Genomic DNA, 24886 nt, shown 5'->3' on the forward strand with positions numbered 1-24886 from the left:
CCCCCCCCTGCCCGCCCCCCCCGGCTACCTGCCCCCCGCCCCCCCCGCCCTCCCCCACCCCCCCCCGCCCCCCGGCCCTCACCCCCCCCCAATACCCCCCCGCGGCCCCGGCCCGCACCCCCGCCACGTCGACGAAGGTGACGATCGGGATCGCGAAGCAGTCGCAGAAGCGCACGAAACGAGCCGCCTTGCGGCTGGCATCCGAATCGAGCACGCCGGCCAGCACCATCGGCTGGTTGGCGACGAAGCCGACGGTGCGGCCCTCGACACGGCCGAAGCCGGTGACGATGTTTTTCGCAAAATTCTGCTGGATCTCGAAGAAGTCCCCCTCGTCGGCAACTTTAAGGATCAACTCTTTGATGTCGTAGGGTTTGTTGGCATTGTCGGGGATCAGCCTGTCGAGCGACAGATCGTGATCGGTGACCGACTGGTAGCATTCGATCTCGGGAATTTCCGCCGTGTTGGAAGCGGGCAGCAGATCGACCAGCCGGCGCATCTGCAGCAGCGCCTCGACGTCATTGTCGTAGGCTCCGTCGGCGATTGAGGACTTCGTCGTGTGGACGGAAGCGCCGCCGAGGCTTTCGGCGGTGACCGTCTCGTTGGTAACGGTCTTCACTACATCCGGCCCGGTGACGAACATGTAAGAGGTATCGCGGACCATGAAGATGAAGTCGGTCATCGCCGGCGAATAGACGTCGCCGCCGGCGCAAGGCCCCATGATCACCGAGATCTGCGGGATGACGCCGGAGGCCAGCACATTGCGCTGGAAGATCTCGGCATAGCCACCGAGCGCCGCCACGCCTTCCTGGATACGGGCGCCGCCGGCGTCGTAGAGACCGATGATCGGCGCGCGATTGCGCAGTGCCATCTCTTGGACCTTGACCACCTTTTCGGCATGGGCCTCGGACAGCGAGCCGCCGAACACGGTGAAATCCTTGGCGAAAAGATAGACCGGGCGACCGTTGACGGTGCCCCAGCCGGTAACGACGCCGTCGCCGGCGATCTTGGTTTTCTCCATGCCGAAATCGGTCGAGCGGTGCTCGACATACATGTCGAACTCCTCGAACGAGCCCTCGTCGAGAAAGACGTCTATGCGTTCGCGGGCGGTCAGCTTGCCCTTCTTGTGCTGGGCGTCGATGCGGGCCTGGCCGCCGCCCATGCGGGCGATCTCGCGGCGGCGCTCGAGTTCCTTCAGCACGTCCTTCATGACCGGTCCCCGAAACGGAAAGCTGCATTGTGGTAATCATGCCCGCGAGAGAGCGCAAGCGCCGCTTCCTTATGGCTTTTGCTGCGCTGCAGCATCGGGCCCCTTGCATTTCGATGGGAACTGGGCCATATGCGGCGGCATAGGCGCTTGGGCCGGGATAGTCCGGCCTTCTCGACGAATGAGACTGGTTGCGTCTGTTTTCCCTCTTCCCGACAGATCGGCAAGGTGGCGAAAAAGCCCCGTGGCATGAAGCCTGCGGGCACGACAGCGCAGCCGTGCGGACGATGACGTCCGCCCGCCTTGTCGTTTCATGACAATTTTCGACGGCAGGTTGCGCCCTGCCGCCATCGATGTTTGCGGCCAGAAGCCGCATGAAAGAAGAATATTTTGACCAATGAAAACACTTTGATCGGTAAGGACACTGCGGAACTGAACGGTTTCGCCGCACTTGGAATTACCGGCGCACTGCTCAAGGCCACCAATGCCGCCGGTTTTACCGATCCGAAGCCGATCCAGGCCCAGGCGATTCCGCCGCAGCTCGAAGGCCGCGACATTTTCGGCATCGCCCAGACCGGCTCGGGCAAGACGGCGGCGTTCGCGCTGCCGATCCTGTCGAAGATCATCGCACTTGGCACCAAGCGCCGGCCGAAGACGGCCCGCGCGCTGATCCTGGCGCCGACACGTGAACTCGCGGTGCAGATCGAGGAGATGATCAAGCTGCTCGCCAAGGGCGCGCATGTATCGACCGCGCTCGTGCTGGGCGGCGTCTCGCGCTTCAGCCAGGTGAAGAAGGTCGCGCCCGGCGTCGACATCCTGATCGCAACGCCCGGTCGGCTGACCGACCTTGTGCGTGAAGGCGACCTCGTGCTTGCCGACACCAAATGGCTGGTGCTCGATGAAGGCGACCGCATGCTCGACATGGGCTTCATCAACGACGTCAAGCGTATCGCCAGGGCGACGGCGCCGGACCGTCAGACGGTGCTGTTCTCGGCGACCATGCCGGCCGAAATCGCCGAACTGGCGAAAGGCCTGCTGAAGAACCCGATTCGCGTCGAAGTCGCTCCTCACAGCACCGCGGCCGCCGAAATCGTGCAGGGTGTCGTCTTTGCCCGCACCAAGCAGAAGCGCCAGGTGCTGGCCAACATGCTTGCCGGTGAGGCGATGAAGTCCGTCATCATCTTCTCGCGCACCAAGCATGGCGCCGACAGGGTGACCAAGGATCTCGAGCGCGACGGCTTCAAGGCCGCTGTCATCCACGGCAACAAGTCGCAGAATGCCCGTCAGAAGGCACTCAACGATTTCCGTGAGGGTTCGGTGCGCATTCTCGTGGCGACCGACATTGCGGCACGCGGCATCGACGTGCCCGGCATCAGCCATGTGGTGAATTTCGACCTGCCGGACGAGGCGGAGAGCTATGTCCACCGGATCGGCCGCACCGGCCGCAACGGCATGGACGGCATCGCCATCACGCTCTGCGACCCGTCTGAAAACAGCAAGCTGCGTCAGGTCGAGCGCATCATCCGCACCAAGCTGCCGATCGTTGCCGACCATCTCGGCAGCCCCGATCCGCAGCGCAATCCCGCCGAGAAGAACGAGCGCAGCTTCGAACCGGCCAATGATCGCAACGACCACAATGGCCGTCGCGACGGCAGGCGGCCCGGCGGCGCAAACAACGGCTTCGGCAAGAAGCGGTTCGGCGACAAGCCGGCCTTTGCGGGCGAGCGCAAGCCGGAAGGCGCCAAGCCCTTCAAGGGCAATAACAAGCGCCGCTTCGGCGGCAAGCGGCCAGCAGCGCGGGCCGCATAATCTGACCGTGTTGCGGTCGGCCAAGCCTGGCTTGGTCACACACGATTGAAGAGGGCGACCGGAGCGATGCTTCGGTCGCCCTCTTGCTTGGGGCCTTTGGTTCACTTTACCACCGCCTCGACCCACACGACGATCCGCTGCGCGAGGAAAGCCGTGGTCGATGGCGACAGCGCGTCGCCGGCAATGACGTGGTTGTCCGGGTCGCCGGTATCGTCGACCGGCACCAATTCATGTCCAGCGCCCCAGCGACCCGCAAACACGATCGCTCGCCCATCACCGATCCTACTCGACTGGCGGCTTGCGGTCGAAATTCAGCGGCCGCGCATTCCAGCGGGTGACCGTGCTGATCACCCATCGGCAGAACGGCCTCGGCAGCATCCTGAGCAGCTTCAGCGTCCAACTCAGGCGGCGTGGGAAAGTGACTTCGAAGCCGCCGTATTCGATGCCTTGCGCGATGCGGCGCGAGGCCAGATTGACAGGCATCAAGCCCGGCATCGGCAGGAAGTTCTTTTCGGTCAGCCGCGTGTCGACAAAGCCCGGATTAATCACCTGGATGCGGACGTTCATCTTGTCAAAATCGTATTTCAGCGACTCGGCCAGGATATTGACGGCCGCCTTGGTGCCGCCATAGGCGGCGGTGGTGGGCCAGCCGAAATAGGCGGTGACCGAACCGATCAGCACGACGTGGCCGCGCGAGCGCACGCGCATGCGTTCGATGACCGGCAGCAGGCCGTTGATGATGCCGAAATAATTGACTTCGAAAGACCGACGAAAATTGCGCGCCACAAGATCCTCGCCCGGCGTTGCGATATAGCTTCCCGCGTTGAACACTGCCAACACGATCGGACCGAGATCTTTCTCGATCGCCGCAACCGTCTTCGCCATGCGTTTTTCGTCGGTCACGTCGCAAGGATAGGCTGCGACACGGCCCGCCATCTGCGCCGTTTCGACGATGAGCGTATCGATCGGATGGTCATCTGGCGCAGTCACCGCGACGACATAGCCCCGAGCGGCAAGATCCTTGGCCAGCGAACGGCCGATACCGCTGCTGCCGCCCGTAATCCAGGCGACGCCATGCTTCGGATTGGCCCGATAGAGTGTCATGTTGCGCCCCGCCGGCTCTTCTTAGCCTGTGCTCTACCGGTGAAGAAATCGAATGAAAAGAGTGCTTTTCGGTACATGGTTGAAATGAATACCGGTCGGGCGCTCCTGGCTGCAGCAATTGCAGTGTGCGAAATGCGACTGGACCAGGCAAATTCTTGCCTTGAAACCGAAGCTTCGGGTTTCTAGGGTTTCGCCGCACCCACAAAGGAATCTCCATGCCCCGTTCTGTGATCGACGTGATCGGCAACACGCCCCTGATCCGCCTCAACAAGGCCTCGGAAGCAACCGGCTGCGAGATCCTGGGCAAGGCCGAATTCATGAATCCCGGGCAGTCGGTAAAGGACCGCGCCGGCCTGTTTATCATCCGCGATGCGGAACAGCGCGGGCTGCTGCGGCCCGGCGGCGTCATCGTCGAGGGGACGGCTGGCAACACCGGCATCGGATTGACACTGGTTGCCAAGGCGCTCGGCTACCGCACGGTGATCGTCATTCCCGACACCCAGAGCCAGGAGAAGAAGGATACGATCAAACTGCTCGGCGCCGAGTTGATCGAAGTGCCCGCCGTGCCTTACAAGAACCCGAACAACTACGTGAGGCTGTCGGGCCGGCTGGCCGAGCAGATGGCCAAGAGCGAGCCGAACGGCGCGATCTGGGCCAACCAGTTCGACAATGTCGCCAACCGTGACGGCCATATCCGCACCACGGCCGAAGAAATCTGGAACCAGACCGACGGCAAGGTGGATGGTTTCGTGTCGGCGGTCGGTTCCGGCGGCACTCTGGCAGGCGTCGGTTTCGGGCTGAAGGCCAAAAACAACCAGGTCAAGATCGCGCTGGCCGATCCGCTGGGGGCAGCGCTCTATTCCTTCTACACCAGCGGCGAGCTGAAATCCGAGGGCAGTTCGATCACCGAAGGCATCGGGCAGGGGCGGATCACCGCCAACCTCCAAGGCTTTACACCCGATTTTGCCTTCCAGATCCCCGACGAGGACGCGCTGCCGATCGTATTCGACCTGATCCAGGAGGAGGGGCTTTGCGTTGGCGGTTCGACGGGCATCAACATTGCCGGCGCCATTCGCCTGGCGCGCGAGCTAGGCCCCGGCCACACTATCGTGACCATGCTTTGCGACTACGGCACGCGCTACCAGTCGAAGCTGTTCAATCCTGAATTCCTGCGCGAAAAGAAGCTGCCGGTGCCGGGGTGGATGGAGCAACAGAGCACGATTTCAGTACCGTTCGAAAGGGTTGCGTGATGGCGCACAAGACCGAAGCGCTGTTTCGTGACGACGCCTATCTGGGGACGGCCGACGCCACCGTCGTCGCAGTCAATGATCGCGGCGGCATCATTCTGGACCGGACGGTGTTTTACGCCACATCGGGCGGGCAGCCGGGCGACACCGGCAGCCTCGAACGCGCCGACGGCACCGGCATAGCGATTGCCGCTACGATCACCGGCGAAACCAAGGACGAGATCATCCATGTGCCGGCGCCGGAGCAGGCAGTTCCAAAGGTGGGCGAGCGCATGAGGCTCGCCATCGACTGGCCGCGGCGGCAGTTGCTGATGCGCATGCATTCTGCCTGCCACCTGCTTACCGTCGTCTGTCCGTTCCCGATCACCGGCGCCGCGGTTTCCGAGGACGACAGCCGTATCGATTTCGACATCCCGGATGCCGGCTTTACCAAGGAAGACGTGACGGCCAGACTGATGGAACTGGTGCGAGCCGACCACCCGATCTTCACCCGGCTCATTTCCGACGAGGAACTGGCATCCAATCCGGGCTTGGTGAAATCCAAGAATGTGCGGCCCCCGGCCGGCACGGGAAGGATCCGATTGGTCTGCATCGGCGAGAACGCTTCGATCGACAGCCAGCCTTGCGGCGGCACCCATGTAAAGAGCACCAGCGAAATCGGCGAGATCCATATCGGCAAGATCGAGAAGAAGGGCCGCGAGAACCGGCGCTTCCGCATTCGCTTTGGTCCTATGCCGCCAGCCTGATATAGGACTGCGACGGGCGGGACAGGAGAGAAAAGATGGCCGACGACAGTCCTTTCACCATCGATGCCGATTGGTTACAGAAGCGGCTCGGCGAACCCGGCCTGACGATTGTCGACGCGTCCTGGTATCTGCCGGCGCAAAAGCGTGACGCGCGCGCCGAGTACGACGCAGCGCATATTCCAGGCGCCCGCTTCCTCGACCAGGATGCGGTTTCGGACCCCGACGCGGCTCTGCCGCACACGCTGCCGTCGCCGCAGCATTTCGCGCAATATGTCGGCGCGATGGGTATTTCGGCCGATGACACGATTGTTGTCTATGACGGGCCAGGGTTCTTTTCTGCACCGCGCGCCTGGTGGTTGTTTCGCGTCATGGGCGTGTTCCAGGTCTATATACTCGACGGCGGGTTCGATCGTTGGAAAGCCGCCGGACGGCCGGTGACGGCGGAGCCGACGAAGATCGCGCCTTGCGTGTTTTATGCCAACTTCGATGCCGCCCGCGTCGCCAGCCTTGCCGACATGCGCCGGATCGTCGAGACGGGGGAGAGCCAGATCGCCGACGCGCGCTCGCCTGGCCGTTTTGCCGGCACCGAGCCGGAGCCGCGCCCCGGCATACGCTCCGGCCATATGCCGGGCGCGCACAACGTGCCATTTTCGGCGCTTTCGGAAAACGGCGAATTGTTGCCGAAGGACAGGCTGCGCAAAGTGATCGAAGGAGCCGGCATCGACCTGTCGAAGCCGGTCGTCACCTCCTGCGGGTCGGGCGTCACCGCGGCAGCTGTCACGCTGGCTTTGGAGACGCTTGGCCATGCCGACAACAGGCTTTATGACGGTTCATGGACCGAATGGGGCGGGCTTTCCGACACGCCCGTCGTGACGGGCAAGGACTGACGGGGATGGAAGACGGATCGCTGGAAGACATCGACGTCACCGTGACGTTTCTCGAAATGCATGTGCCGCCTGCGTATTCGCCGCCGCTGCCGTACAACCGCCAGATCGCGCTGCTCAAGACCAAAGACATTCCGCTGCATTTCTACCGCTATTTGATGGATCGGGTGGGCCGCAAATGGCACTGGGTCAATGTGCTGAGGCTGAGCGACGAGGAGCTTGCGGCGGGCATCCACCGCGAGGACCGCGACATCAGGGTGCTTTATCTGGATGGTGCGCCGGCCGGCTTCTTCGACCTCAAGCCGCATTTGCCGGAGGAAGTGGAACTCGCTTATTTCGGAATGATGGAGCACGCGACCGGGCAAGGCATCGGCCGCTGGTTCCTCGGTGCGGCAATCGCCGCGGCATGGTCGCACGGGCCAAAGCGGGTGACGGTGCAGACCTGCACCCTCGATCACCCAGCAGCACTGCCGCTCTATCAAAAACTCGGCTTTACGCCAGTGGCGCAAAAAAAGGAGGTCGTACATCCGATGTCTTTTGCCGAGCGCGCGGCCAGCGTCATGCGGCCCTGATTTTCAGGCCCGTTCATCCGCGCTTCAGCTTGTCTTTGCAATGTCCCAGAGTCTCTGGATCAACACTCAAAGGCGAGCTCGACTTGAATGAGCTTGGCTCTTTCCATATCGCTATCGTCTAAAAACCCGATGGGTGATGGAGGATCGCACGATGGCAATACGCGTGGTAATGGCCGGCGCGACCGGCTGGGTCGGCAAAGCGCTGGTTCCGGCGATCGGGGCGCAGGGCGACATGGCGCTGGCCGGGGCTGTATCACGCAGCGGCGCGGGGCAGGATTCCGGTCTGCTGGTTGGTATGCCGGCTAATGGTATTGCCGTTTCGGCCTCGCTGGCCGAGGCGCTGGAGGCGCCGTCGGACGTGCTGGTCGACTTCACCAAGCCGCATGTCGTGAAAGACCATGTGCTGCTCGCCATCGACAACGGACGGCATACGGTGATCGGCACGTCGGGACTGGGAGCTGCCGATTATGCCGAGATCGACGCCGCGGCGCGCGCTAATGGCGTCGGCGTCGTTGCCGCCGGCAACTTTTCCATCACCGCCACGCTGATGAAGCGGTTTGCACTTATGGCGGCAAAATACGTGCCGGATGTCGAGGTCATCGATTATGCTAGTGCAAAGAAGCCCGACGCGCCCTCCGGAACCGCACGAGAGCTTGCTGAAGCGCTGGCCGACATCCGCAAGGCCTCAACGGCAAAGCCGGTCTCCGAGGTCTCCGGCGTGCCGGCCACACGCGGTGGTGCGGTCGGCGCAGGCGAGGGGGTGCAAGTGCACGCGCTTCGCCTGCCGTCCTACATCCTGTCCTGCGAGGCGCTGTTCGGTCTGCCAGACGAGCGGCTGACCATACGCCACGACGCCGGCTCGTCCGCGGCGCCTTACGTGGCGGGCACGCTGCTCGCCATCAGACGGGTACAGCAGATCAAAGGTCTGGTTCGTGGTCTCGACGCGCTGATGGATTGATCCATTTCGGCAGGAATCGGGTGGGAAACGCTGTCTTGCGAGCATAATTTCCGGTCGACGACACCGGAGATTTTGCCATGACGCTAAAATTCAAAGCCTTGCCAACCAATGCTGTCCGGGCACTTCAGCGCGGCGGGCCGGATGCTTATGGCTTGAAGCCAGAGCGGCAAATTTCGGATGGCGACGGCGTGCCTTGCCGTCATTGCTTGAAAAATATTGCTTTGGGAGAAGCCTATCTTGTTTTGGCCTATCGACCTTTTCCGGAGCTGCAGCCTTATGCGGAAACGGGGCCGATCTTTCTGCATGCGAAAGAATGCGAACGCGCCGCCGAGGGGAAAATGCTTCCCGAAATGCTCGAAAGCAGCGATTACATTGTGCGCGGTTATGGCAAGGACGACCGCATCGTTTACGGCAGCGGCGGCGTCATTCCGACCGACGCCATTGCCGCACGGGCAGAGACGTTGTTCGAACGCGACGACATCGCTTACGTCCACATCCGCTCGGCGCGCAACAATTGCTATCAGTGCCGGATCGACCGCGCGTAACCGGACAGGCTGCACCGGCTTGGCTGTCGTACTCCCGTCGCATACAAGCGGTAGAAAGACACCGTCGATCGATTTGCCGACCGCGGATGAACCGGCGGGAATTTTCGACTACCGAGGAAGCGGGGCTTTGGCTCCGCTTTTTTGTTGTCCGGTTATTCCGCGCGCCCGACACTTTTCAGTTTTTCGACATAAGAAAAACCCGTCGGACGACTCCGATGGGCACTGGAGAGGCAGATTCGGACAGCTCAGGCGGCGAGAACGGCCTTCGGTTCGACCAGCTCGTAACCGAGCGCTTCGGCCACCGCGCGATTCGTGATCTTGCCCTTGTGGACGTTCAGCCCGTTGCGCAGATGGTGGTCGTCTACCAGCGCCTTGAGGCCCTTGTCGGCGAGCTGCAGGCCATAATGCAGCGTCGCATTATTGAGCGCGTGGGCCGAGGTGACCGGCACCGCACCCGGCATGTTGGCGACGCAATAGTGGATGACGCCGTCGACCTCATAGGTCGGCTCGGCATGGGTGGTGGCGTGCGAGGTCTCGAAGCAGCCGCCCTGGTCGATGGCGACGTCGACCAGCACGGCGCCTTTCTTCATGCCCGACAGCATCTCGCGCGTCACCAGCTTGGGCGCTGCTGCCCCCGGGATCAGCACGGCGCCGACGACGATGTCAGCCGAAAAACATTCTTCTTCCAGCGCCTCGACGGTCGAGTAGCGGGTGTGGACGCGGCCGCCAAAGATGTCGTCGAGCTGACGCAGGCGCGGGATCGAGCGGTCAATGATGGTGACGTCGGCGCCAAGGCCGGCGGCCATCCGTGCAGCATGCAGGCCGACGACGCCGCCGCCGAGCACGGTTACCTTGCCGGGGAGCACGCCGGGCACGCCGCCAATCAGCACGCCGCGGCCGCCATTGGCCTTTTGCAGCGCCGTTGCACCCGCCTGGATCGACAGGCGGCCGGCAACTTCCGACATCGGCGCCAAGAGCGGCAGACCGCCGCGCTCGTCGGTGACGGTCTCGTAGGCTATCGCGGTCACGCCGGAGGCCAGCAGGCCCTTGGTCTGCTCCGGATCCGGGGCAAGATGCAGATAGGTATAGAGGATCTGGCCGTCGCGGAGCTGAACCCATTCGTTGGGCTGCGGCTCCTTGACCTTCACGATCATGTCGGACTTGGCAAAAACGTCGGCTGCCGTCTTGGCGATCGTGGCGCCGGCGGCACGATACGCGTTGTCGTCGGCGCCGATGCCGGCGCCGGCGCCGGTCTCGATCAGCACTTCATGGCCATGCGCGACATATTCGCGGACCGAACCCGGCGTCAGGCCGACGCGATATTCGTGATTCTTGATTTCCCGGGGGCAGCCGATGCGCATCGTTCTTCTCCTGATCCGGCCCTTTGGGGCTCGTTCCCTGTCTAGAGATAGTGAACCACGAATCGTTCGGTAAGTGTTTGCGAATGCGCTTGCCTGAGAAGCCACTGTTCGATAATCGTTGCGCGAAACATTAGAATTGTCGCAGGAACCCGCAAAAATGCCGCTCGACAGGATTGATATCGCCATTCTCGAGACGTTGCAGAAGGATGGGCGGATACCCAACGCAGCGCTCGCCGAGAAGGTCGGCCTGTCCCAGTCGGCCTGCTCGCGGCGGCTGGACAATCTGGAGAAATCCGGAACCATCCGCGGCTATCACGCCCGGCTGTCCAACGCTGCACTTGGGCACCAGATGACGGCGATCGTGCATATATCGCTGTCCGGGCAATTCGAGAAGACGTTGTCGGATTTCGAGGCAGCGATAAAGCGCTGCCCGAACGTCTTGTCCTGCCATTTGATGTCGGGCGAATATGACTACATCCTGCGCATAGCGGCAAAGGATCTCGTCGACTACGAACGTATCCACAAGGAGTGGCTGTCGGCAATGCCGCATGTGACGAAGATCAATTCGTCCTTTGCCTTGCGCGAAATCGTCGATCGCACAGCCGTGGGAATGAAGCCTGAACTCGCCTAGGCCCCGAACTCGCCTAGGCCTTGGATGCCTCAGTCACCACACGGTCCATCGGAATATCGTGCGGCTGCGGGTAGATGGTGGTGATGCGCTGCAACTCGTAGCCGACGCCGATGACCAGCGGCTTGAACGGCATCGCGGCAAGCGTGCGATCGAAGAAGCCGCCGCCATAACCCAAGCGGAACTGCCCGGGATCGATGCCGACGATCGGCGAAATGACGACGTCGGGCAACACCGGATCACCGTCAGCCGGTATCGGGATATTCCAGACGCCCTTCTCCAGCCGGTCTCCGTGGGCATAGGCGCGAAAGACAAGCGGCCGGTCTTTCTCGACGACGACGGGCAACGCCGTGCGCCCGCCTCGCGCGTTAACGGTTTCCATCCAAGGGCGCAGGTCCGGCTCGCCGCGAAACGGCCAGTAGAGGCTGACCAAACGGCCGGCGATGTCGCCGATCACCGCGTCGAGCCCTTCGGCAATACGCTGCGACATAGCTGCGCGCGTGTCGGCTGAAACGGCAAGGCGGGATGCGATCAACCGCTCGCGCTCGGCCTTGCGCCAGCGCCTTACGTCGGTCCAGTCGGATAGCGGCGCTTGGAACTCCGGATCGAACTCGTGCATAAAACAAGGCGGCGAGGCGTACTGCGCTGAGCCTTCGTCTTCATCGCTAGCCATGCTTCACCTGCAATATACAGTTCCAGCCAAGTAGTATCCTGGACGCAGGCTATATCCGGGAACGAGTCCGCAGCATGCGTATTCACGACATCAAGCGACGACTCCCAGGTAGTTGCAGCGCAGGCATTGCTGCACTGCACAACGATACTTACATCAGCCTTGGCGAGAGGGATGAGTGAGATGAACACAGCCAACCATCACGTCGTCGTCGTAGGTGCCGGTTTCGGCGGCCTCGAGTTCACCCGCGCACTAGCCGGCTCGCCGGTGCGCATCACGATGATCGACAGGCGCAATCATCACCTTTTTCAGCCGCTGCTCTACCAGGTGGCGACGACGGCGCTGGCCACCTCCGAAGTCGCCTGGCCGATCCGCCATCTTCTGCGCAGGCGCAAGGACGTGACGACGCTGCTCGCCACCGTTACCGGCATCGACCGCACCGGCAAGCGCGTGCTGCTGCAGGACGGCGGCACGGTCGCTTACGACACGCTGGTGCTGGCCACCGGCGCGCGGCACGCCTATTTCGGCCATGACGAATGGGAACCGTTCGCCCCTGGCCTGAAGACGCTGGAGGACGCCACCACCATTCGACGGCGTATTCTTTTGGCTTTCGAGCAGGCCGAGCGGGAAACCGATCCCGCCCAGCGCCAGGCATTGCTGACCCTGGCGATCGTCGGCGGCGGGCCGACCGGCGTGGAACTGGCCGGCACCATTGCCGAGCTGGCGCACGACACGCTGCGCGGCGAGTTCCGCAACATCGACACGCGGCAGACGCGTGTGGTGCTGATTGAGGCCGGTGACCGCATCCTCTCCAATTTCGCTCCCGAACTCTCCGATTATGCAACGAAGGCGCTCGAACGGCTCGGCGTGACCGTCGAACTCGGCCGGGCGGTTACGCGCTGCGATGCCGAGGGTGTCGTCTTCGGCGACACACATTTGCCGGCCAGGACAATCCTGTGGGCGGCGGGCGTCGCCGCTTCGCCGGCCGCCGAATGGCTCGGCGCGGCAGCGGACCGCGCGGGCAGGGTGCTTGTCGAGCCCGACTTGAGTGTGCCGGGAAACCCGGAGATTTTCGTCATCGGTGACGCAGCGCACGTCCTGCGGCCGGATGGCCGGCTGGTGCCGGGCGTCGCGCCCGCCGCCAAGCAGCAGGGACGGCATGTCGCCGCGACGATCAAGGCAAGGCTTACCGGTGACACGACACCGCGTCCTTTCAGCTACAGGCATGACGGCGATTTGGCGACGATCGGCAAGCGCGCCGCGGCCATCGATTTCGGCTGGATCAAGCTTACCGGCCGGCTTGCCTGGTGGCTATGGGGCTTGGCGCATATCTACTTCCTGATCGGCTTTCGTAACCGGCTTGCGGTTTCCCTGAGTTGGCTATGGATCTACTTCACCGGTCAGCGCAGCGCGCGGCTGATCACGCAGGGCGACGACGACAAGGGCTGATTGTTCGCTGCCGGACATTCATCGGCGCGTCACCTCCTCTTGATGGAATCGGCTTCTGGACTCGACTGGATTTCGGCGCGAAGCTTTGCTTCGGGCAGGACTTGTCACGTCGTGGAAGAAAGAGAAAACGAATGTCCCAATTGCGCCACCTCGTCTCACGCCGCGATTTCCTCGCCGGCGTCGCCGCCAGCGGAGCGCTGATCATGCTGCACCCGTTCTCCGCCCGGGCTCAAGCCAATCAGGCGCATCTGAGGATTATGGAGACGACCGACATCCACGTGAATGTGCTGCCTTACGACTACTACGCCGACAAAGCTAACGACACGATGGGGCTGTCGCGAACGGCATCGTTGATTGAAGCCGTGCGCAAGGAAGCAACCAACGCGATGCTGATCGATAATGGCGACCTTCTGCAAGGCAACCCGATGGGCGACTACATCGCCTACGAGAGGGGGATGAAGGATGGCGATCTGCATCCGGTCATGAAGGGCATGAACCTGCTCGGCTACGAATGCTCGACCCTCGGCAACCACGAGTTCAACTACGGCCTGTCGTTCATGGACAAGGTGCTGGCCGGTGCCAACTTCCCGTTTGTCTGCGCGAATTTGATCCGCGGCACGGAGCTCGCCGCGAACCCGCGCGACGACAGGCTTTATCTCAAGCCTTACGTCATCCTCGACAGGAAGATCAAAGACGGGTCGGGCGCCGAGCAACCGATCAAGATCGGCATCATCGGCTTCGTGCCGCCGCAGATCATGGTCTGGGACCTGAAAAATCTCGAGGGCAGCGTCAAAACACGCGACATCGTCGAGGCGGCCAAGGCGTGGGTGCCGCAAATGAAGGAAGAAGGCGCCGACATCGTCATTGCGCTCTCCCATTCCGGCATCGACGTGAAGCAAAGTGACATGATGGAGAACGCCTCCTTCTTCGTTGCCGGTGTCGAAGGTATCGATGCGGTGTTCACCGGTCACCAGCATCTGGTCTTCCCCGGCAAGAAGGACTTTCAGTCGCTGGAAGCCGTCGATACGGCGAAAGGCACGTTGCAAGGCAAGCCCGCCGTCATGGCCGGCTTCTGGGGCTCGCACATGGGGCTGATCGATCTGTTGCTGGAGCGCGACGGATCGACGTGGAAAATCGTCTCGGCGACCTCTGAGGCCAGGCCGATCTTTGAGCGGGTCGACAAAACGAACAAGCCGACCGTCGCGGACGACCAGCGCATCATCGACGCGCTCAAACAGGACCACGAGGCGACGCTTGCCTATGTGCGCCGGCCGGTCGGCAAAACCTCGGCGCCGCTCTATTCCTATTTTGCGCTGGTCGCCGATGATCCATCGGTGCAGATCGTCAGCCAGGCGCAGACCTGGTATTTGAAGGACATCCTGAAGAACACAGAGTGGAAGGATATGCCGCTGTTGTCGGCGGCGGCACCGTTCAAGGCGGGCGGGCGCAACGGCGCCGACTATTACACCGACGTGGCGGTGGGCGATATCGCCATCAAGAACGTCGCCGATCTCTACCTCTATCCAAACACGGTGCGCGCCGTTGAAATCACCGGGGCAGAGGTGAAGGAATGGCTGGAAATGTCGGCCGGCATCTTCAACCGGATCGAACCGGGCAAAGCCGACCAGGCGCTCATCAACACTGACTTCCCATCTTATAATTTCGACGTGATCGACGGCGTCACATACAAGATCGATCTGTCGCAGCCACCGAAATATGATTCGAAGGGCGGGCTGGTGAATGCTGGCTCGACCCGCATCATTGACTTGATGTTCGACGGCAAACCGATTGACCCCAAGCGGAAATTCGTCGTCGCCACCAACAACTACCGAGCCGGCGGCGGGGGCAATTTCCCGGAGATCAATGCCTCGAAGATCATCTACGAAGCGCCCGACACCAACCGCGATGTGATCGTGCGCTATATCGTCAGCAAAGGCACCATCAACCCGTCGGCGGACGCCAACTGGTCGTTTGCGCCACTGCCGGGAACCCGCGTCGTATTCGAGACCGGCGCCAAGGCGAAGGAGTTTATTGCGCAAGTGAAGTCGCTGAAGATCGAGCCGGCGGGCGAGGGCGAAGCGGGCTTTGCAAAATACCGCATCACTCTTTGAGGCGAGGATTTGAACGTCGGCTCGAAACTGTCTCAGCGTTAAGATACTGCCCCGATACGGCCAATCCGTTTGAGACAGGGGGCCTCTTCAAGCAGGTGGTGCGAAACGGCGCTTGACGGCGGCATGACCGGATCCAGCGCGTCCGTCGAAATCCCGCCGGAATAATGGTGTGGCAGTCGGTCGATCGAGGCGGGAAGCGGTCGTCGAAGCCGAGCGGGGTTATCTTTCCAAGGCGCCCTGCAGCGGTAGCGCCATTCTGGCCAGCAAGCATCGCAGCAGACAGACCACAAAGGCCATTAAATTCGGGGAAGGGTCCCCAGCAGCGTTGGAATCGCTATGGTTGCAACCGTCCATATGCGCTAGTTTTAGTCATGCGTTATGTCATCGTCATCACGACTGTCACCTTTTTCCTGATCTGGGACGGCATTTACAACCAAGGCCGCTACCTCGACAGGACGGTCAGGGAGGTGACCCGCATCGTGCACTATGTAACGAGCATGGTGTAGTTTCTCTTCGCAGCTATGGTTCGCAGACGCGACAAACCTGCCGATTGACGGCACGCTGCCGCTGACACAAAAGAACGCCGGTCCAACGGTCGAGGAGGCTGGGTTGATCCGGCATATCGTTTTCTTCAGCGCACGGCATAAAGCGGATGTCGAGGCAGTGCGCACGGGCCTCCTGGCGCTTGGCAAGATACCTCATTCGCGTCATTTCGAGGTAACGCTCAACACCAAGGTCGACCCGCTCTCGGATGAGATCGATGTGGTCGTCTACGCCGAGTTCGAGGACGAAGCGGCGCTCGCCGCCTACAAGGCGCATCCGCTCTATGCAGAGACGACCAGCCGGGTCAAACCGCTACGCGAATTGCGTTATTCGGCCGACATCGTTGCAAGTTGACCGCCCTCAAGGCAGATTTGACGTCGCGGAGGGGCTCCGCGCCGTAGCCCGCTTCACTCCGTCTGAGCCGCGGAGGTTTCGGTCGGATCGACGCTCGGCCGCTTTGGCGCGTTCCAGATCAGCACGGCGATAACTGCTATCGCAATAACGGCTAGGGCGATGAAAAGGTCTCTTCCCATGGCAATGAGCTAGGATGATTTTTGCGGGCGGCAAGTCGGCTCCTCGCGGCCGAGGCCTGCGATCGCCGCTGAGGCACCGGCTAAGCCCTTGAACCATTTTCAGGAATGAGGCACATCGCGCGGGACATGACCGAAAACACCCCCGCAAGGCCTCATCCGCTCGATCACCTGGTGCTGCCGACAGCAAGCCTCGATGTTGCGCGGGCGCGCTTGACCCTGCTCGGCTTTACCGTTGCGCCGACAGGTATCCACCCTTTCGGAACGCAAAACTGCTGTGTCTTTCTCACCGACGGCACCTATCTCGAGCCGCTCGCGGTCGCTGACCGGCAGGCCGTGGCAACGGCGATCGCGAACCGCAATGTCTTTGTCGTGCGTGATCGCACGTATCGCGAAGAAAACGGCGATGAAGGATTTTCTGCCGTGGCGCTGGGCACCGAAAGCGCCGCCGCGGACCACGCGCGCTACATGGAAGCCGGTCTGTCGGCGGGAGACGCGCTAAGCTTTTCGCGCGCCTTCACCGATGCGGCGGGAAAGAGCGACACCGCATCGTTCAAACTGGCCTTCGCGGCTACAGGCAAGACAGCGGACGCTTTTCTCTTCGCCTGCGAGCGGATCAATGCGCCGAACGTCGACCGCACTGCGTTGCAGGCCCACGCTAATGGCGCAACCGGCATTGTCGAAGTCGTGGCAGTCACTGGCGAACCTTTCGAACAAAGCCGTTTGATTTCGATCGCAGCCGGAATCGAGGCGCAGGGCGGCGGCACTGTCTATGAGCTGCCGAATGCCGTCGTGACCGTTCTGGATCCTGCAGCCTATTCGGCACGCTTCGGCATTCCTGCCGGCGCACCATCTGAACTCCGCTTTGCTGGGATCGTCTTTTCGATTAGGCACGGCGATGCCGTCGCCAAGCTGCTTGCAGCCAATTCTGTGGAACACCACATGCGCGGCGGTGATACCATCGTGCCGCCGGCGCCAGGGCAGGGCGCAGCCTTCATTTTCCGGGAGATCGCATGAACAAGCTCAATCCACTGATGCCGAACTCTTCCGTTGCGGTCGGCAAAGTCATTTTCGGCAACAGCGCGCCCCTATCGCTGATCACTGGTCCATGCCAGCTGGAATCGCGGCAGCACGCTTTCGACATGGCCGGTGCGCTAAAGGAATTGACCGACAGGCTCGGCATTGGGCTCGTCTACAAGACCAGCTACGACAAGGCCAATCGCACCTCGCTTGGCGGCACGCGCGGCGCGGGACTTGAAGCGGCAATGCCGATCTTCGACGACTTGCGCAAGAATTTTGCCTTGCCGATCCTGACCGACGTCCACACTGAGGAACAATGCGCGATCGTCGCGCTTCATGCCGATATCCTGCAGATTCCTGCCTTCCTCAGCCGCCAGACCGATTTGCTGATTGCTGCGGCAAAAACCGGCAAGGTGGTCAATGTGAAGAAGGGGCAATTCCTCGCGCCGTGGGACATGAAGAACGTCGTCGCCAAAATCATTGGCTCCGGCAATGCCAATGTCTTGGTCACCGAGCGCGGCGCATCCTTTGGTTACAATACCCTGGTGTCTGACATGCGGGCGCTGCCGATCATGGCCGAGATCGGCGCGCCGGTGATTTTCGATGCCACCCATTCCGTGCAGCAGCCGGGTGGGCAGGGCGGTTCGTCTGGAGGCGACCGGCGCTTTGTCGAGACGCTGGCGCGCGCGGCCGTCGCGGTTGGCGTCGCCGGCGTCTTCATCGAGACGCACCAGGACCCCGACAACGCGCCTTCCGACGGTCCCAACATGGTGCCGCTAAAGGATCTTCCCGCATTGCTTGAACGGCTGATGGCGTTCGATCGCATTGCCAAAAGCGTGGGTTGAACCAGCAGTTGCGCCACAGCAGCGCCGCCAGGAAAACTTTGAAGAATTTCGAACCTGCCTGGAACCTTAGCCCGCGGCCATCATTGTCAAAATCTAATGTCAACGACGACGAGGAGCACACCATGACGACCCAGACGGGACACACCGAAGCCATCGCCGCTTCGCGGGTTATCGGCACATCGGTCTACAATACGGAAGGCACGCATATCGGCGACATCGAGGACGTCATGCTCGACAAACTGTCGAACGGAATCATGTTTGCCGTGATCGGTTTTGGTGGATTTCTCGGCATCGGCGAGAAATACCACGCCATTCCGTGGGCGAGCCTTGACTATGACGAGAACAAGGGCGGCTATGTCGTGCCGTTCACCAAAGACCAGCTGATGGCCGCTCCTTCCTATTCGATCAACGAGTTGACCGGCGCCGACGGCGAGGCCGCGCGTGATGCCTCATACAACTACTACAAGGTCGAGCCTTACTGGCACTGACCTTACTGGCACTGACTAAGTCTCCTGGAATCAAAAAGGCCCCCGGGAAATCGGGGGCCTTTCGATGTGGCGGGATGCTACTGCGCAATCTGCAGGGCCGGCAAAGGCGACGATCCCTGCGGGGGTTGCTGATTGTCGCACGACGTCAGGAACGCAGCCGCGATCAGGAACAAACTCACAATACCGCTCAACTGGGACATGGCGAAACTCCTCCTGTTTCGCCCCGCGCGACAACAGCCATAAACCAGAAACCGGCATGCCGCGTATGACAAATGATGACAGCGCTTCGTGCTTCGTGAATCCGTAGCGCACGGGCAATATTTGCAAGTGCCCCGATTGCGTTTTGCGGCGCTTTGGCTAAGAGGTGCGCGACGCTTCAATCGATCAATCGGGGACATCGCAATGACGGCCATCATCGACATTGTCGGGCGTGAAATCCTGGACAGCCGCGGAAATCCGACCGTCGAGGTCGACGTCGTGCTCGAAGACGGCTCGATGGGTCGCGCCGCGGTGCCGTCCGGCGCCTCGACCGGCGCGCATGAGGCGGTCGAACTGCGCGATGGCGGCCCCCGCTATCTCGGCAAGGGCGTGCTCACTGCGGTCGAGGCGGTGAACGGCGAGCTGTTCGAGGCGATCGGCGGCATGGAGGCAGAGAATCAGATTCATATCGACCAGACCATGATCGAGCTCGATGGTACGCCCAATAAGAGCCGGCTCGGCGCCAATGCCATCCTCGGCGTGTCGCTGGCTGTGGCCAAGGCTGCGGCCGAAGCCGCCGACCTGCCGCTCTATCGTTATGTCGGCGGCACCAAGGCCCATGTGCTGCCGGTGCCTATGATGAACATCATCAATGGCGGCGCGCATGCCGACAACCCGATCGATTTCCAGGAATTCATGATCCTGCCGATCGGCGCGCCGACGCTGCGCGACGGCGTGCGCTGGGGCTCGGAGATCTTTCATACGCTGCGAAAGAAGCTGAAGGACGCCGGCCATAACACCAATGTCGGCGACGAGGGCGGCTTTGCCCCCAACCTGAAGAGCGCGCCGGCCGCGCTCGACTTCATCATGGAATCGATCGAGCAGGCTGGCTTCAAGCCCGGCCAAGAGGTTGCGCTGGGCCTCGACTGCGCGGCGACCGAATTCTTCAAGGGTGGCAACTACGTCTATGAAGGCGAGAGGAAAACCCGCGACCCGAAGGTGCAGGCCAGATATCTGGCCAAACTTGCTGCCGACTACCCGATCATCACCATTGAGGACGGCCTGGCGGAGGATGACTGGGACGGTTGGAAAATACTGACCGATCTCATCGGCAAGCAAACGCAGCTGGTTGGCGACGATCTGTTCGTCACCAACACGGCGCGGCTGCGCGACGGCATCCGCATGGGTGTCGCCAATTCGATCCTGGTCAAGGTCAACCAGATCGGCTCGCTTACCGAAACGCTCGACGCCGTCGAGACCGCGCACAAGGCCGGCTATACCGCGGTGATGTCGCACCGCTCGGGCGAGACCGAGGATTCGACCATCGCCGACCTCGCCGTTGCCACCAATTGCGGGCAGATCAAGACGGGCTCGCTGTCACGCTCGGATCGCATGGCCAAGTACAACCAGCTCATCCGCATTGAGGAGGAGCTCGGCAAGCAGGCGCGATATGCCGGCAAGTCGATCGTGAAAAGCTGATTTCGAGAGAAAATCCGTGGCGGCGAGGGCGGGGACATTCCCGCCCTTTTTTGCTTTCTGGCTCTGAATCCAACAGGCTGTAACCGTCCATTAAGCACAATCGGGCGACAAAGGCGGCGTAGAGGATTCGGACCATGTGGACACGCCAGCACAAGCAAAGAAACACCGGCCGGCTGATCATCCCCTCGCTCTGCGTGGTGTTCCTGACTTATTTCGGCTTCCATGCCTATCATGGCGAGTTCGGCATCTATTCCAAGTATCAGCTCGAAGCTGAGACTGCCGAATTGCAGGGCAGGCTCGATGCCGTCAGGGCGCGCCGGATCGATCTCGAGCGCCGCGTTCAGCTGATGCATGAGGGCACCCTGGAGAAGGACATGCTGGACGAGCAGGCGCGCAAGGCGCTTAATCTGTCCCACGCGGACGAGATCACCATCATGCTGCCGGTTGCAAGATAACCTGATTTCAGTTAATCGGTGATATTTGCAATGATTTTAATTGCTTAGATGCATGACAGCCATGCGTTTTCGGCATGGCGAAAGCCTTCCCTGCATGTTAGCCTGCCTCAAATCGGTGGGAGAACTGATCTCCCTCGCTGTCCGCCAAGAGACGCCAACAGGGAGTGATGCATGGCCACCGCCACCAGAAAAGCGCCTGCCAAATCCAAATCGGACGGCAAAACGCCGGGCCTTTCCACCCCAAAGCCTGTTGAATTCACCAAAGACCAGGAGCTTGCCGCCTACCGGCGCATGCTGCTCATCCGCCGCTTCGAGGAAAAGGCCGGCCAGCTTTACGGCATGGGCTTCATCGGCGGTTTCTGCCACCTCTACATCGGGCAGGAAGCGGTCGTTACCGGCATGAAGATGGCGCTGATCGATGGCGACCAGATGATCACCGCCTATCGCGACCATGGTCATATGCTGGCCATGGAGTTGTCGCCGCGCGGCGTCATGGCCGAACTGACCGGGCGCCGTAGCGGCCTGTCCAGAGGCAAGGGCGGCTCGATGCACATGTTCTCCAAGGAGAAGCATTTTTACGGCGGCCACGGCATCGTCGGCGCGCAAGTGTCGCTCGGCACCGGCATTGCGTTCGCCAACCGCTATCGCGGCAACAACAATGTGACGCTGACCTATTTCGGCGATGGCGCGGCGAATCAAGGCCAAGTCTACGAAAGCTTCAACATGGCCTCGCTGTGGAAGCTTCCGGTGATCTACATCATCGAGAACAACCGCTACGCCATGGGCACCTCGGTTTCGCGCTCGTCGGCCGAGACGGATTTCTCGCACCGCGGCGCGTCCTTCAAGATTCCAGGCATCCAGGTCGACGGCATGGATGTGCGCGCCGTAAAGGCAGCCGGCGACCTCGCCGCCGAATGGTGCCGCGCCGGCAACGGGCCGCTCATTCTCGAAATGCAGACCTATCGTTACCGCGGCCATTCGATGTCGGATCCGGCAAAATACCGCTCCAAGGAAGAAGTGCAGAAAATGCGCTCCGAACGTGACCCGATCGAGCAGGTCAAGGCGCGGCTGCTGGACAAGAAATGGGCGAGCGAGGACGAACTCAAGGCCATCGACAAGGAAGTCCGCGACGTTGTCGCCGACGCCGCAGAATTTGCCCAGAACGACGCGGAGCCGGATCCGTCCGAGCTCTGGACCGACATCGTACTTTAACGAGAGGGCAAGGACATGCCGATCGAAATTCTCATGCCCGCCCTCTCGCCGACCATGGAAGAGGGTAATGTTTCCAAGTGGTTGAAGAAAGAAGGCGACAAGGTCGCGGCGGGTGACGCCATTGCCGAAATCGAGACCGACAAGGCAACGATGGAAGTCGAAGCCGTCGACGACGGCACGCTTGCCAAGATCGTGGTTCCTGCCGGCACCGAGGGTGTCAAGGTCAACACACTGATCGCTGTGCTGGCCGTCGATGGCGAAGACATCGACGAGGCAGGCGAAGGCATTGGCGAGGAGGCTGTCGTGTCGCAAGCGGCAGCGCCCGCGGCTGCTCCGCCCCCCGTTGCTGCTCCGGCCAAGAGCGAAGCGGCAGCACCTGTTGCCGCCGCACCCAGGCTGGAAATTGCCGCCGATCCTGACATCCCGGCCGGCACCGAAATGGTCTCGACCACGGTGCGTGAAGCGTTGCGCGACGCAATGGCTGAGGAAATGCGCCGCGACGGCGACGTCTTCGTCATGGGCGAGGAAGTCGCCGAGTACCAGGGCGCCTACAAGATCACACAAGGCCTGTTGCAGGAATTCGGTCCGCGGCGCGTAGTCGACACGCCGATCACCGAGCACGGCTTTGCCGGCGTTGGTGTTGGCGCGGCGATGGCCGGCCTGAAGCCGATCGTCGAATTCATGACCTTCAACTTCGCCATGCAGGCGATCGACCAGATCATCAATTCAGCCGCCAAGACGCTCTATATGTCCGGCGGCCAGATGGGCGCCCCGATCGTCTTTCGCGGCCCGAACGGCGCGGCTGCCCGCGTCGCCGCGCAGCATTCGCAATGCTATGCCGCCTGGTACAGCCATGTTCCCGGGTTGAAGGTGGTGATGCCCTATACCGCCGCCGACGCCAAGGGTCTGCTCAAGGCGGCGATCCGTGACCCGAACCCGGTCATCTTCCTCGAGAACGAAATCCTTTACGGCCACTCCTTCGACGTGCCGAAGATCGACGATTTCGTGCTGCCGATCGGCAAGGCGCGCATTCACAAATCCGGCAAGGACGTGACCATCGTCTCGTTCGGCATCGGGATGACCTACGCGATCAAGGCCGAGGCGGAGTTGCGCGGCATGGGCATCGATGCCGAGATAATCGACTTGCGCACGATCCGCCCGCTCGACTTCGACACGATCATCGCCTCGGTCAAAAAGACCAATCGCCTCGTGGTGGTCGAGGAAGGCTTTCCGCAGAACTCGGTCGGCGACCATATCGCCAATCAGGTCTCGCAGCGCGCCTTCGATTTCCTCGATGCACCGGTCATTACAATTGCCGGCAAGGACGTGCCGATGCCCTATGCGGCGAACCTCGAAAAGCTGGCGCTGCCCAACGTCGGCGAGGTCGTCGAGGCGGTCAAAGCCGTCACGTATCGCTGAGCAGGGCGGGAGGACAAAATGCCGATCAACATCACCATGCCGGCGCTGTCGCCCACAATGGAAGAGGGCAGCCTTTCCAAGTGGCTGGTCAAGGAAGGCGACAAGGTCTCGCCGGGCGACGTGATTGCCGAGATCGAGACGGACAAGGCAACGATGGAAGTCGAAGCCGTCGACGAAGGCACGGTTGCCAAGCTGGTGGTTCCGGCCGGCACTGAAGGCGTCAAGGTCAATGCGCTGATCGCGGTATTGGCGGCTGAGGGGGAGGATGCGGCGGCCGCCGCGAAAAGCGGTGACGGCGCTGCGCCGGCAAAGGCTGAGGCTCCGAAAGCCGACGCCTCCAAAGCTGAAACACCAAAGCCCGAAGTGCCGAAGCAGGAGCCTGCCGCACCTGCACCTAAGGCGGAAGCGCCGCCGGCCGCCAACGGCCATGCAAACGGTGAGCGCATCTTCGCCTCGCCGCTGGCCCGGCGCATCGCCAGCGAAGCTGGTATAGATGTCGCGGCGCTGACAGGCTCCGGCCCCCGCGGCCGCGTGGTAAAGGCCGATGTCGATGCCGCAATTTCCAGTGGCGGCGCCAAGGCGGCACCAGCAGCAAAAGCGGCGCCCGCCGGCGCTCCGGCGCCTGCGGCCGCAGCACCCAAACCAATGTCCGACGAGCAGGTGCTCAAACTGTTTGCCGAAGGCTCCTACGAGCTGGTCCCCCACGACAATATGCGCAAGACCATTGCGCGGCGGCTGGTCGAGGCCAAAACCACCATCCCGCATTTCTATCTGACGCTCGACTGCGAGCTCGACGCGCTTCTGGCCCTGCGCACGCAGATCAATGCGGCCGCCCCGGCGAAGAAGACCGAGAAGGGCGAAACGCCGGCCTACAAGCTTTCGGTCAACGACATGGTTATCAAGGCTCTGGCCATGGCGCTGATGGCGGTGCCGGATGCCAATGTGTCGTGGACAGAAAACGCCATGGTCAAGCACAAGCATGCCGATGTCGGCGTTGCCGTGTCGATCCCCGGCGGCCTGATCACCCCGATCATCCGGCGTGCCGATGAAAAGACGCTGTCCGTCATCTCCAACGAGATGAAGGATCTTGCCGGCCGCGCCCGCAGCCGCAAGCTGAAGCCGGAAGAATATCAGGGCGGCACCACGGCGGTGTCCAATCTCGGCATGTTCGGCATCAAGGATTTTTCTGCCGTCATCAACCCGCCGCATGCGACGATCCTGGCGGTCGGCGCCGGCGAGCAACGCGCGGTGGTCAAGAACGGCGAGATCAAGATCGCCACGATCATGTCGGTGACGTTGTCGACCGATCACCGCGCCGTCGACGGTTCGCTCGGCGCCGAGCTGCTCGTCGCCTTCAAACGCATGGTCGAAAACCCGATGGGCATGCTGGTTTAAGAGAGGGGAACAGG

Annotated in this window: 25 protein-coding genes and 1 pseudogene; 20 read left to right on the plus strand and 6 right to left on the minus strand. The window is 61.9% G+C overall.

Going from position 1 to position 24886, the window contains the following annotated elements:
• The coding region (locus NKH59_RS17490; RefSeq protein ID WP_353022599.1) for an acyl-CoA carboxylase subunit beta at positions 1-1207 on the minus strand (1207 nt) is incomplete at its 3' end.
• A 387-nt stretch (positions 1208-1594) separates the two neighbouring features.
• On the opposite strand from NKH59_RS17490, the gene NKH59_RS17495 reads away from it, so the two are divergent.
• Complete coding sequence (locus NKH59_RS17495) at positions 1595-3013, plus strand: DEAD/DEAH box helicase (RefSeq protein WP_353022600.1); 1419 nt, start codon at positions 1595-1597, stop codon at positions 3011-3013.
• A 101-nt stretch (positions 3014-3114) separates the two neighbouring features.
• Here the strand turns inward: NKH59_RS17495 and NKH59_RS17500 are convergent.
• Both NKH59_RS17500 and NKH59_RS17505 read right to left on the minus strand, forming a co-directional pair.
• A pseudogene (locus tag NKH59_RS17500) lies at positions 3115-3267 on the minus strand (alpha/beta hydrolase); the annotation flags it as partial.
• 28 nt (positions 3268-3295) lie between these two features.
• Positions 3296-4117, minus strand: a complete 822-nt coding sequence (locus tag NKH59_RS17505; protein ID WP_352457508.1) for an SDR family oxidoreductase — start codon at positions 4115-4117, stop codon at positions 3296-3298.
• 215 nt (positions 4118-4332) lie between these two features.
• On the opposite strand from NKH59_RS17505, the gene NKH59_RS17510 reads away from it, so the two are divergent.
• The 6 genes from NKH59_RS17510 (at position 4333) to NKH59_RS17535 (ending at position 9069) form a co-directional block, all read left to right on the plus strand.
• Complete coding sequence (locus tag NKH59_RS17510; RefSeq protein WP_353022602.1) at positions 4333-5367, plus strand: cysteine synthase A; 1035 nt, start codon at positions 4333-4335, stop codon at positions 5365-5367.
• Positions 5367-6110: an alanyl-tRNA editing protein gene (locus NKH59_RS17515; RefSeq protein ID WP_023675105.1), complete on the plus strand. Its 744-nt coding sequence runs from the start codon at positions 5367-5369 to the stop codon at positions 6108-6110. Before NKH59_RS17510 ends, NKH59_RS17515 begins: the two co-directional genes overlap by 1 nt.
• 35 nt (positions 6111-6145) lie before the next feature.
• A complete protein-coding gene (gene sseA / locus NKH59_RS17520; protein WP_352613573.1) occupies positions 6146-6997 on the plus strand; it encodes a 3-mercaptopyruvate sulfurtransferase in 852 nt (283 codons plus the stop codon).
• 5 nt (positions 6998-7002) lie between these two features.
• Positions 7003-7566 (plus strand): GNAT family N-acetyltransferase, encoded by a 564-nt coding sequence (locus NKH59_RS17525; protein WP_352448953.1) that lies wholly within the window; start codon positions 7003-7005, stop codon positions 7564-7566.
• A 151-nt stretch (positions 7567-7717) separates the two neighbouring features.
• Entirely contained in the window at positions 7718-8524 is an 807-nt protein-coding gene (dapB, locus tag NKH59_RS17530; protein ID WP_352448952.1) for a 4-hydroxy-tetrahydrodipicolinate reductase, read from the plus strand.
• A 77-nt stretch (positions 8525-8601) separates the two neighbouring features.
• Entirely contained in the window at positions 8602-9069 is a 468-nt protein-coding gene (locus tag NKH59_RS17535) for a DUF1203 domain-containing protein (RefSeq protein ID WP_352471826.1), read from the plus strand.
• A gap of 245 nt (positions 9070-9314) precedes the next feature.
• Here NKH59_RS17535 and ald read toward each other — a convergent pair whose 3' ends face one another.
• A complete protein-coding gene (ald, locus tag NKH59_RS17540) occupies positions 9315-10430 on the minus strand; it encodes an alanine dehydrogenase (RefSeq protein WP_353022604.1) in 1116 nt (371 codons plus the stop codon).
• A gap of 157 nt (positions 10431-10587) precedes the next feature.
• Between ald and NKH59_RS17545 the strand changes: the two genes are divergently transcribed.
• Positions 10588-11061 (plus strand): Lrp/AsnC family transcriptional regulator, encoded by a 474-nt coding sequence (locus tag NKH59_RS17545; protein ID WP_023675099.1) that lies wholly within the window; start codon positions 10588-10590, stop codon positions 11059-11061.
• 13 nt (positions 11062-11074) lie between these two features.
• On the opposite strand, the gene NKH59_RS17550 is transcribed toward NKH59_RS17545, so the two are convergent.
• Entirely contained in the window at positions 11075-11731 is a 657-nt protein-coding gene (locus tag NKH59_RS17550) for a 5-formyltetrahydrofolate cyclo-ligase (RefSeq protein ID WP_353022605.1), read from the minus strand.
• A 180-nt stretch (positions 11732-11911) separates the two neighbouring features.
• Here NKH59_RS17550 and NKH59_RS17555 point away from each other — a divergent pair, with 180 nt between their 5' ends.
• From NKH59_RS17555 to NKH59_RS17585, 7 genes are all read left to right on the plus strand, one after another.
• Positions 11912-13177 carry an NAD(P)/FAD-dependent oxidoreductase gene (locus tag NKH59_RS17555; RefSeq protein ID WP_352502939.1) on the plus strand — a complete coding sequence of 422 codons (1266 nt, stop codon included), beginning with the start codon at positions 11912-11914 and terminating at the stop codon, positions 13175-13177.
• A 131-nt stretch (positions 13178-13308) separates the two neighbouring features.
• Positions 13309-15288: a bifunctional 2',3'-cyclic-nucleotide 2'-phosphodiesterase/3'-nucleotidase gene (locus tag NKH59_RS17560; protein WP_353022607.1), complete on the plus strand. Its 1980-nt coding sequence runs from the start codon at positions 13309-13311 to the stop codon at positions 15286-15288.
• A 371-nt stretch (positions 15289-15659) separates the two neighbouring features.
• On the plus strand, positions 15660-15794 hold the full coding sequence (locus NKH59_RS17565) for a hypothetical protein (protein WP_292655342.1): 135 nt from the start codon (positions 15660-15662) through the stop codon (positions 15792-15794).
• Positions 15795-15897: 103 nt separating this feature from the next.
• Positions 15898-16185, plus strand: coding sequence for a Dabb family protein (locus NKH59_RS17570; RefSeq protein ID WP_254817185.1), 288 nt, complete (start codon positions 15898-15900; stop codon positions 16183-16185).
• Between the two features lie 305 nt (positions 16186-16490).
• Positions 16491-17378, plus strand: coding sequence for a VOC family protein (locus tag NKH59_RS17575; RefSeq protein WP_353022608.1), 888 nt, complete (start codon positions 16491-16493; stop codon positions 17376-17378).
• Complete coding sequence (kdsA, locus tag NKH59_RS17580) at positions 17375-18226, plus strand: 3-deoxy-8-phosphooctulonate synthase (protein WP_352502936.1); 852 nt, start codon at positions 17375-17377, stop codon at positions 18224-18226. The genes NKH59_RS17575 and kdsA overlap by 4 nt, the downstream gene beginning before the upstream one ends.
• Before the next feature lie 122 nt (positions 18227-18348).
• Positions 18349-18714, plus strand: coding sequence for a PRC-barrel domain-containing protein (locus NKH59_RS17585; protein ID WP_023675091.1), 366 nt, complete (start codon positions 18349-18351; stop codon positions 18712-18714).
• A gap of 77 nt (positions 18715-18791) precedes the next feature.
• Here the strand turns inward: NKH59_RS17585 and NKH59_RS17590 are convergent, their stop codons facing one another.
• Complete coding sequence (locus NKH59_RS17590) at positions 18792-18914, minus strand: hypothetical protein (protein WP_084642452.1); 123 nt, start codon at positions 18912-18914, stop codon at positions 18792-18794.
• 202 nt (positions 18915-19116) lie between these two features.
• On the opposite strand from NKH59_RS17590, the gene eno reads away from it, so the two are divergent.
• The 5 genes from eno (at position 19117) to NKH59_RS17615 (ending at position 24872) form a co-directional block, all read left to right on the plus strand.
• Positions 19117-20391, plus strand: coding sequence for a phosphopyruvate hydratase (gene eno, locus NKH59_RS17595; RefSeq protein WP_352502935.1), 1275 nt, complete (start codon positions 19117-19119; stop codon positions 20389-20391).
• A gap of 134 nt (positions 20392-20525) precedes the next feature.
• Positions 20526-20846: an FtsB family cell division protein gene (locus NKH59_RS17600; protein WP_023675088.1), complete on the plus strand. Its 321-nt coding sequence runs from the start codon at positions 20526-20528 to the stop codon at positions 20844-20846.
• A 171-nt stretch (positions 20847-21017) separates the two neighbouring features.
• Positions 21018-22058 (plus strand): pyruvate dehydrogenase (acetyl-transferring) E1 component subunit alpha, encoded by a 1041-nt coding sequence (gene pdhA, locus NKH59_RS17605; protein ID WP_352502934.1) that lies wholly within the window; start codon positions 21018-21020, stop codon positions 22056-22058.
• Between the two features lie 15 nt (positions 22059-22073).
• Positions 22074-23477 (plus strand): pyruvate dehydrogenase complex E1 component subunit beta, encoded by a 1404-nt coding sequence (locus NKH59_RS17610; RefSeq protein ID WP_353022610.1) that lies wholly within the window; start codon positions 22074-22076, stop codon positions 23475-23477.
• Between the two features lie 18 nt (positions 23478-23495).
• Entirely contained in the window at positions 23496-24872 is a 1377-nt protein-coding gene (locus NKH59_RS17615) for a pyruvate dehydrogenase complex dihydrolipoamide acetyltransferase (protein ID WP_353022612.1), read from the plus strand.
• Positions 24873-24886: the final 14 nt, after the last annotated feature.

Origin of the sequence: Mesorhizobium sp. M0998 (assembly GCF_040318885.1) — a bacterium.
Classification (GTDB): domain Bacteria; phylum Pseudomonadota; class Alphaproteobacteria; order Rhizobiales; family Rhizobiaceae; genus Mesorhizobium.

What these genes read in the sequence shown, in the direction of transcription:
- NKH59_RS17505 (WP_352457508.1), bottom strand. Translation starts at nt 4,117, where the DNA reads ATGACACTCTATCGGGCCAATCCGAAGCATGGCGTCGCCTGGATTACG.
- NKH59_RS17510 (WP_353022602.1), top strand. Translation starts at nt 4,333, where the DNA reads ATGCCCCGTTCTGTGATCGACGTGATCGGCAACACGCCCCTGATCCGC.
- NKH59_RS17515 (WP_023675105.1), top strand. Translation starts at nt 5,367, where the DNA reads ATGGCGCACAAGACCGAAGCGCTGTTTCGTGACGACGCCTATCTGGGG.
- sseA (WP_352613573.1), top strand. Translation starts at nt 6,146, where the DNA reads ATGGCCGACGACAGTCCTTTCACCATCGATGCCGATTGGTTACAGAAG.
- NKH59_RS17525 (WP_352448953.1), top strand. Translation starts at nt 7,003, where the DNA reads ATGGAAGACGGATCGCTGGAAGACATCGACGTCACCGTGACGTTTCTC.
- dapB (WP_352448952.1), top strand. Translation starts at nt 7,718, where the DNA reads ATGGCAATACGCGTGGTAATGGCCGGCGCGACCGGCTGGGTCGGCAAA.
- NKH59_RS17535 (WP_352471826.1), top strand. Translation starts at nt 8,602, where the DNA reads ATGACGCTAAAATTCAAAGCCTTGCCAACCAATGCTGTCCGGGCACTT.
- ald (WP_353022604.1), bottom strand. Translation starts at nt 10,430, where the DNA reads ATGCGCATCGGCTGCCCCCGGGAAATCAAGAATCACGAATATCGCGTC.
- NKH59_RS17545 (WP_023675099.1), top strand. Translation starts at nt 10,588, where the DNA reads ATGCCGCTCGACAGGATTGATATCGCCATTCTCGAGACGTTGCAGAAG.
- NKH59_RS17550 (WP_353022605.1), bottom strand. Translation starts at nt 11,731, where the DNA reads ATGGCTAGCGATGAAGACGAAGGCTCAGCGCAGTACGCCTCGCCGCCT.
- NKH59_RS17555 (WP_352502939.1), top strand. Translation starts at nt 11,912, where the DNA reads ATGAACACAGCCAACCATCACGTCGTCGTCGTAGGTGCCGGTTTCGGC.
- NKH59_RS17560 (WP_353022607.1), top strand. Translation starts at nt 13,309, where the DNA reads ATGTCCCAATTGCGCCACCTCGTCTCACGCCGCGATTTCCTCGCCGGC.
- NKH59_RS17565 (WP_292655342.1), top strand. Translation starts at nt 15,660, where the DNA reads ATGCGTTATGTCATCGTCATCACGACTGTCACCTTTTTCCTGATCTGG.
- NKH59_RS17575 (WP_353022608.1), top strand. Translation starts at nt 16,491, where the DNA reads ATGACCGAAAACACCCCCGCAAGGCCTCATCCGCTCGATCACCTGGTG.
- kdsA (WP_352502936.1), top strand. Translation starts at nt 17,375, where the DNA reads ATGAACAAGCTCAATCCACTGATGCCGAACTCTTCCGTTGCGGTCGGC.
- NKH59_RS17585 (WP_023675091.1), top strand. Translation starts at nt 18,349, where the DNA reads ATGACGACCCAGACGGGACACACCGAAGCCATCGCCGCTTCGCGGGTT.
- NKH59_RS17590 (WP_084642452.1), bottom strand. Translation starts at nt 18,914, where the DNA reads ATGTCCCAGTTGAGCGGTATTGTGAGTTTGTTCCTGATCGCGGCTGCG.
- eno (WP_352502935.1), top strand. Translation starts at nt 19,117, where the DNA reads ATGACGGCCATCATCGACATTGTCGGGCGTGAAATCCTGGACAGCCGC.
- NKH59_RS17600 (WP_023675088.1), top strand. Translation starts at nt 20,526, where the DNA reads ATGTGGACACGCCAGCACAAGCAAAGAAACACCGGCCGGCTGATCATC.
- pdhA (WP_352502934.1), top strand. Translation starts at nt 21,018, where the DNA reads ATGGCCACCGCCACCAGAAAAGCGCCTGCCAAATCCAAATCGGACGGC.
- NKH59_RS17610 (WP_353022610.1), top strand. Translation starts at nt 22,074, where the DNA reads ATGCCGATCGAAATTCTCATGCCCGCCCTCTCGCCGACCATGGAAGAG.
- NKH59_RS17615 (WP_353022612.1), top strand. Translation starts at nt 23,496, where the DNA reads ATGCCGATCAACATCACCATGCCGGCGCTGTCGCCCACAATGGAAGAG.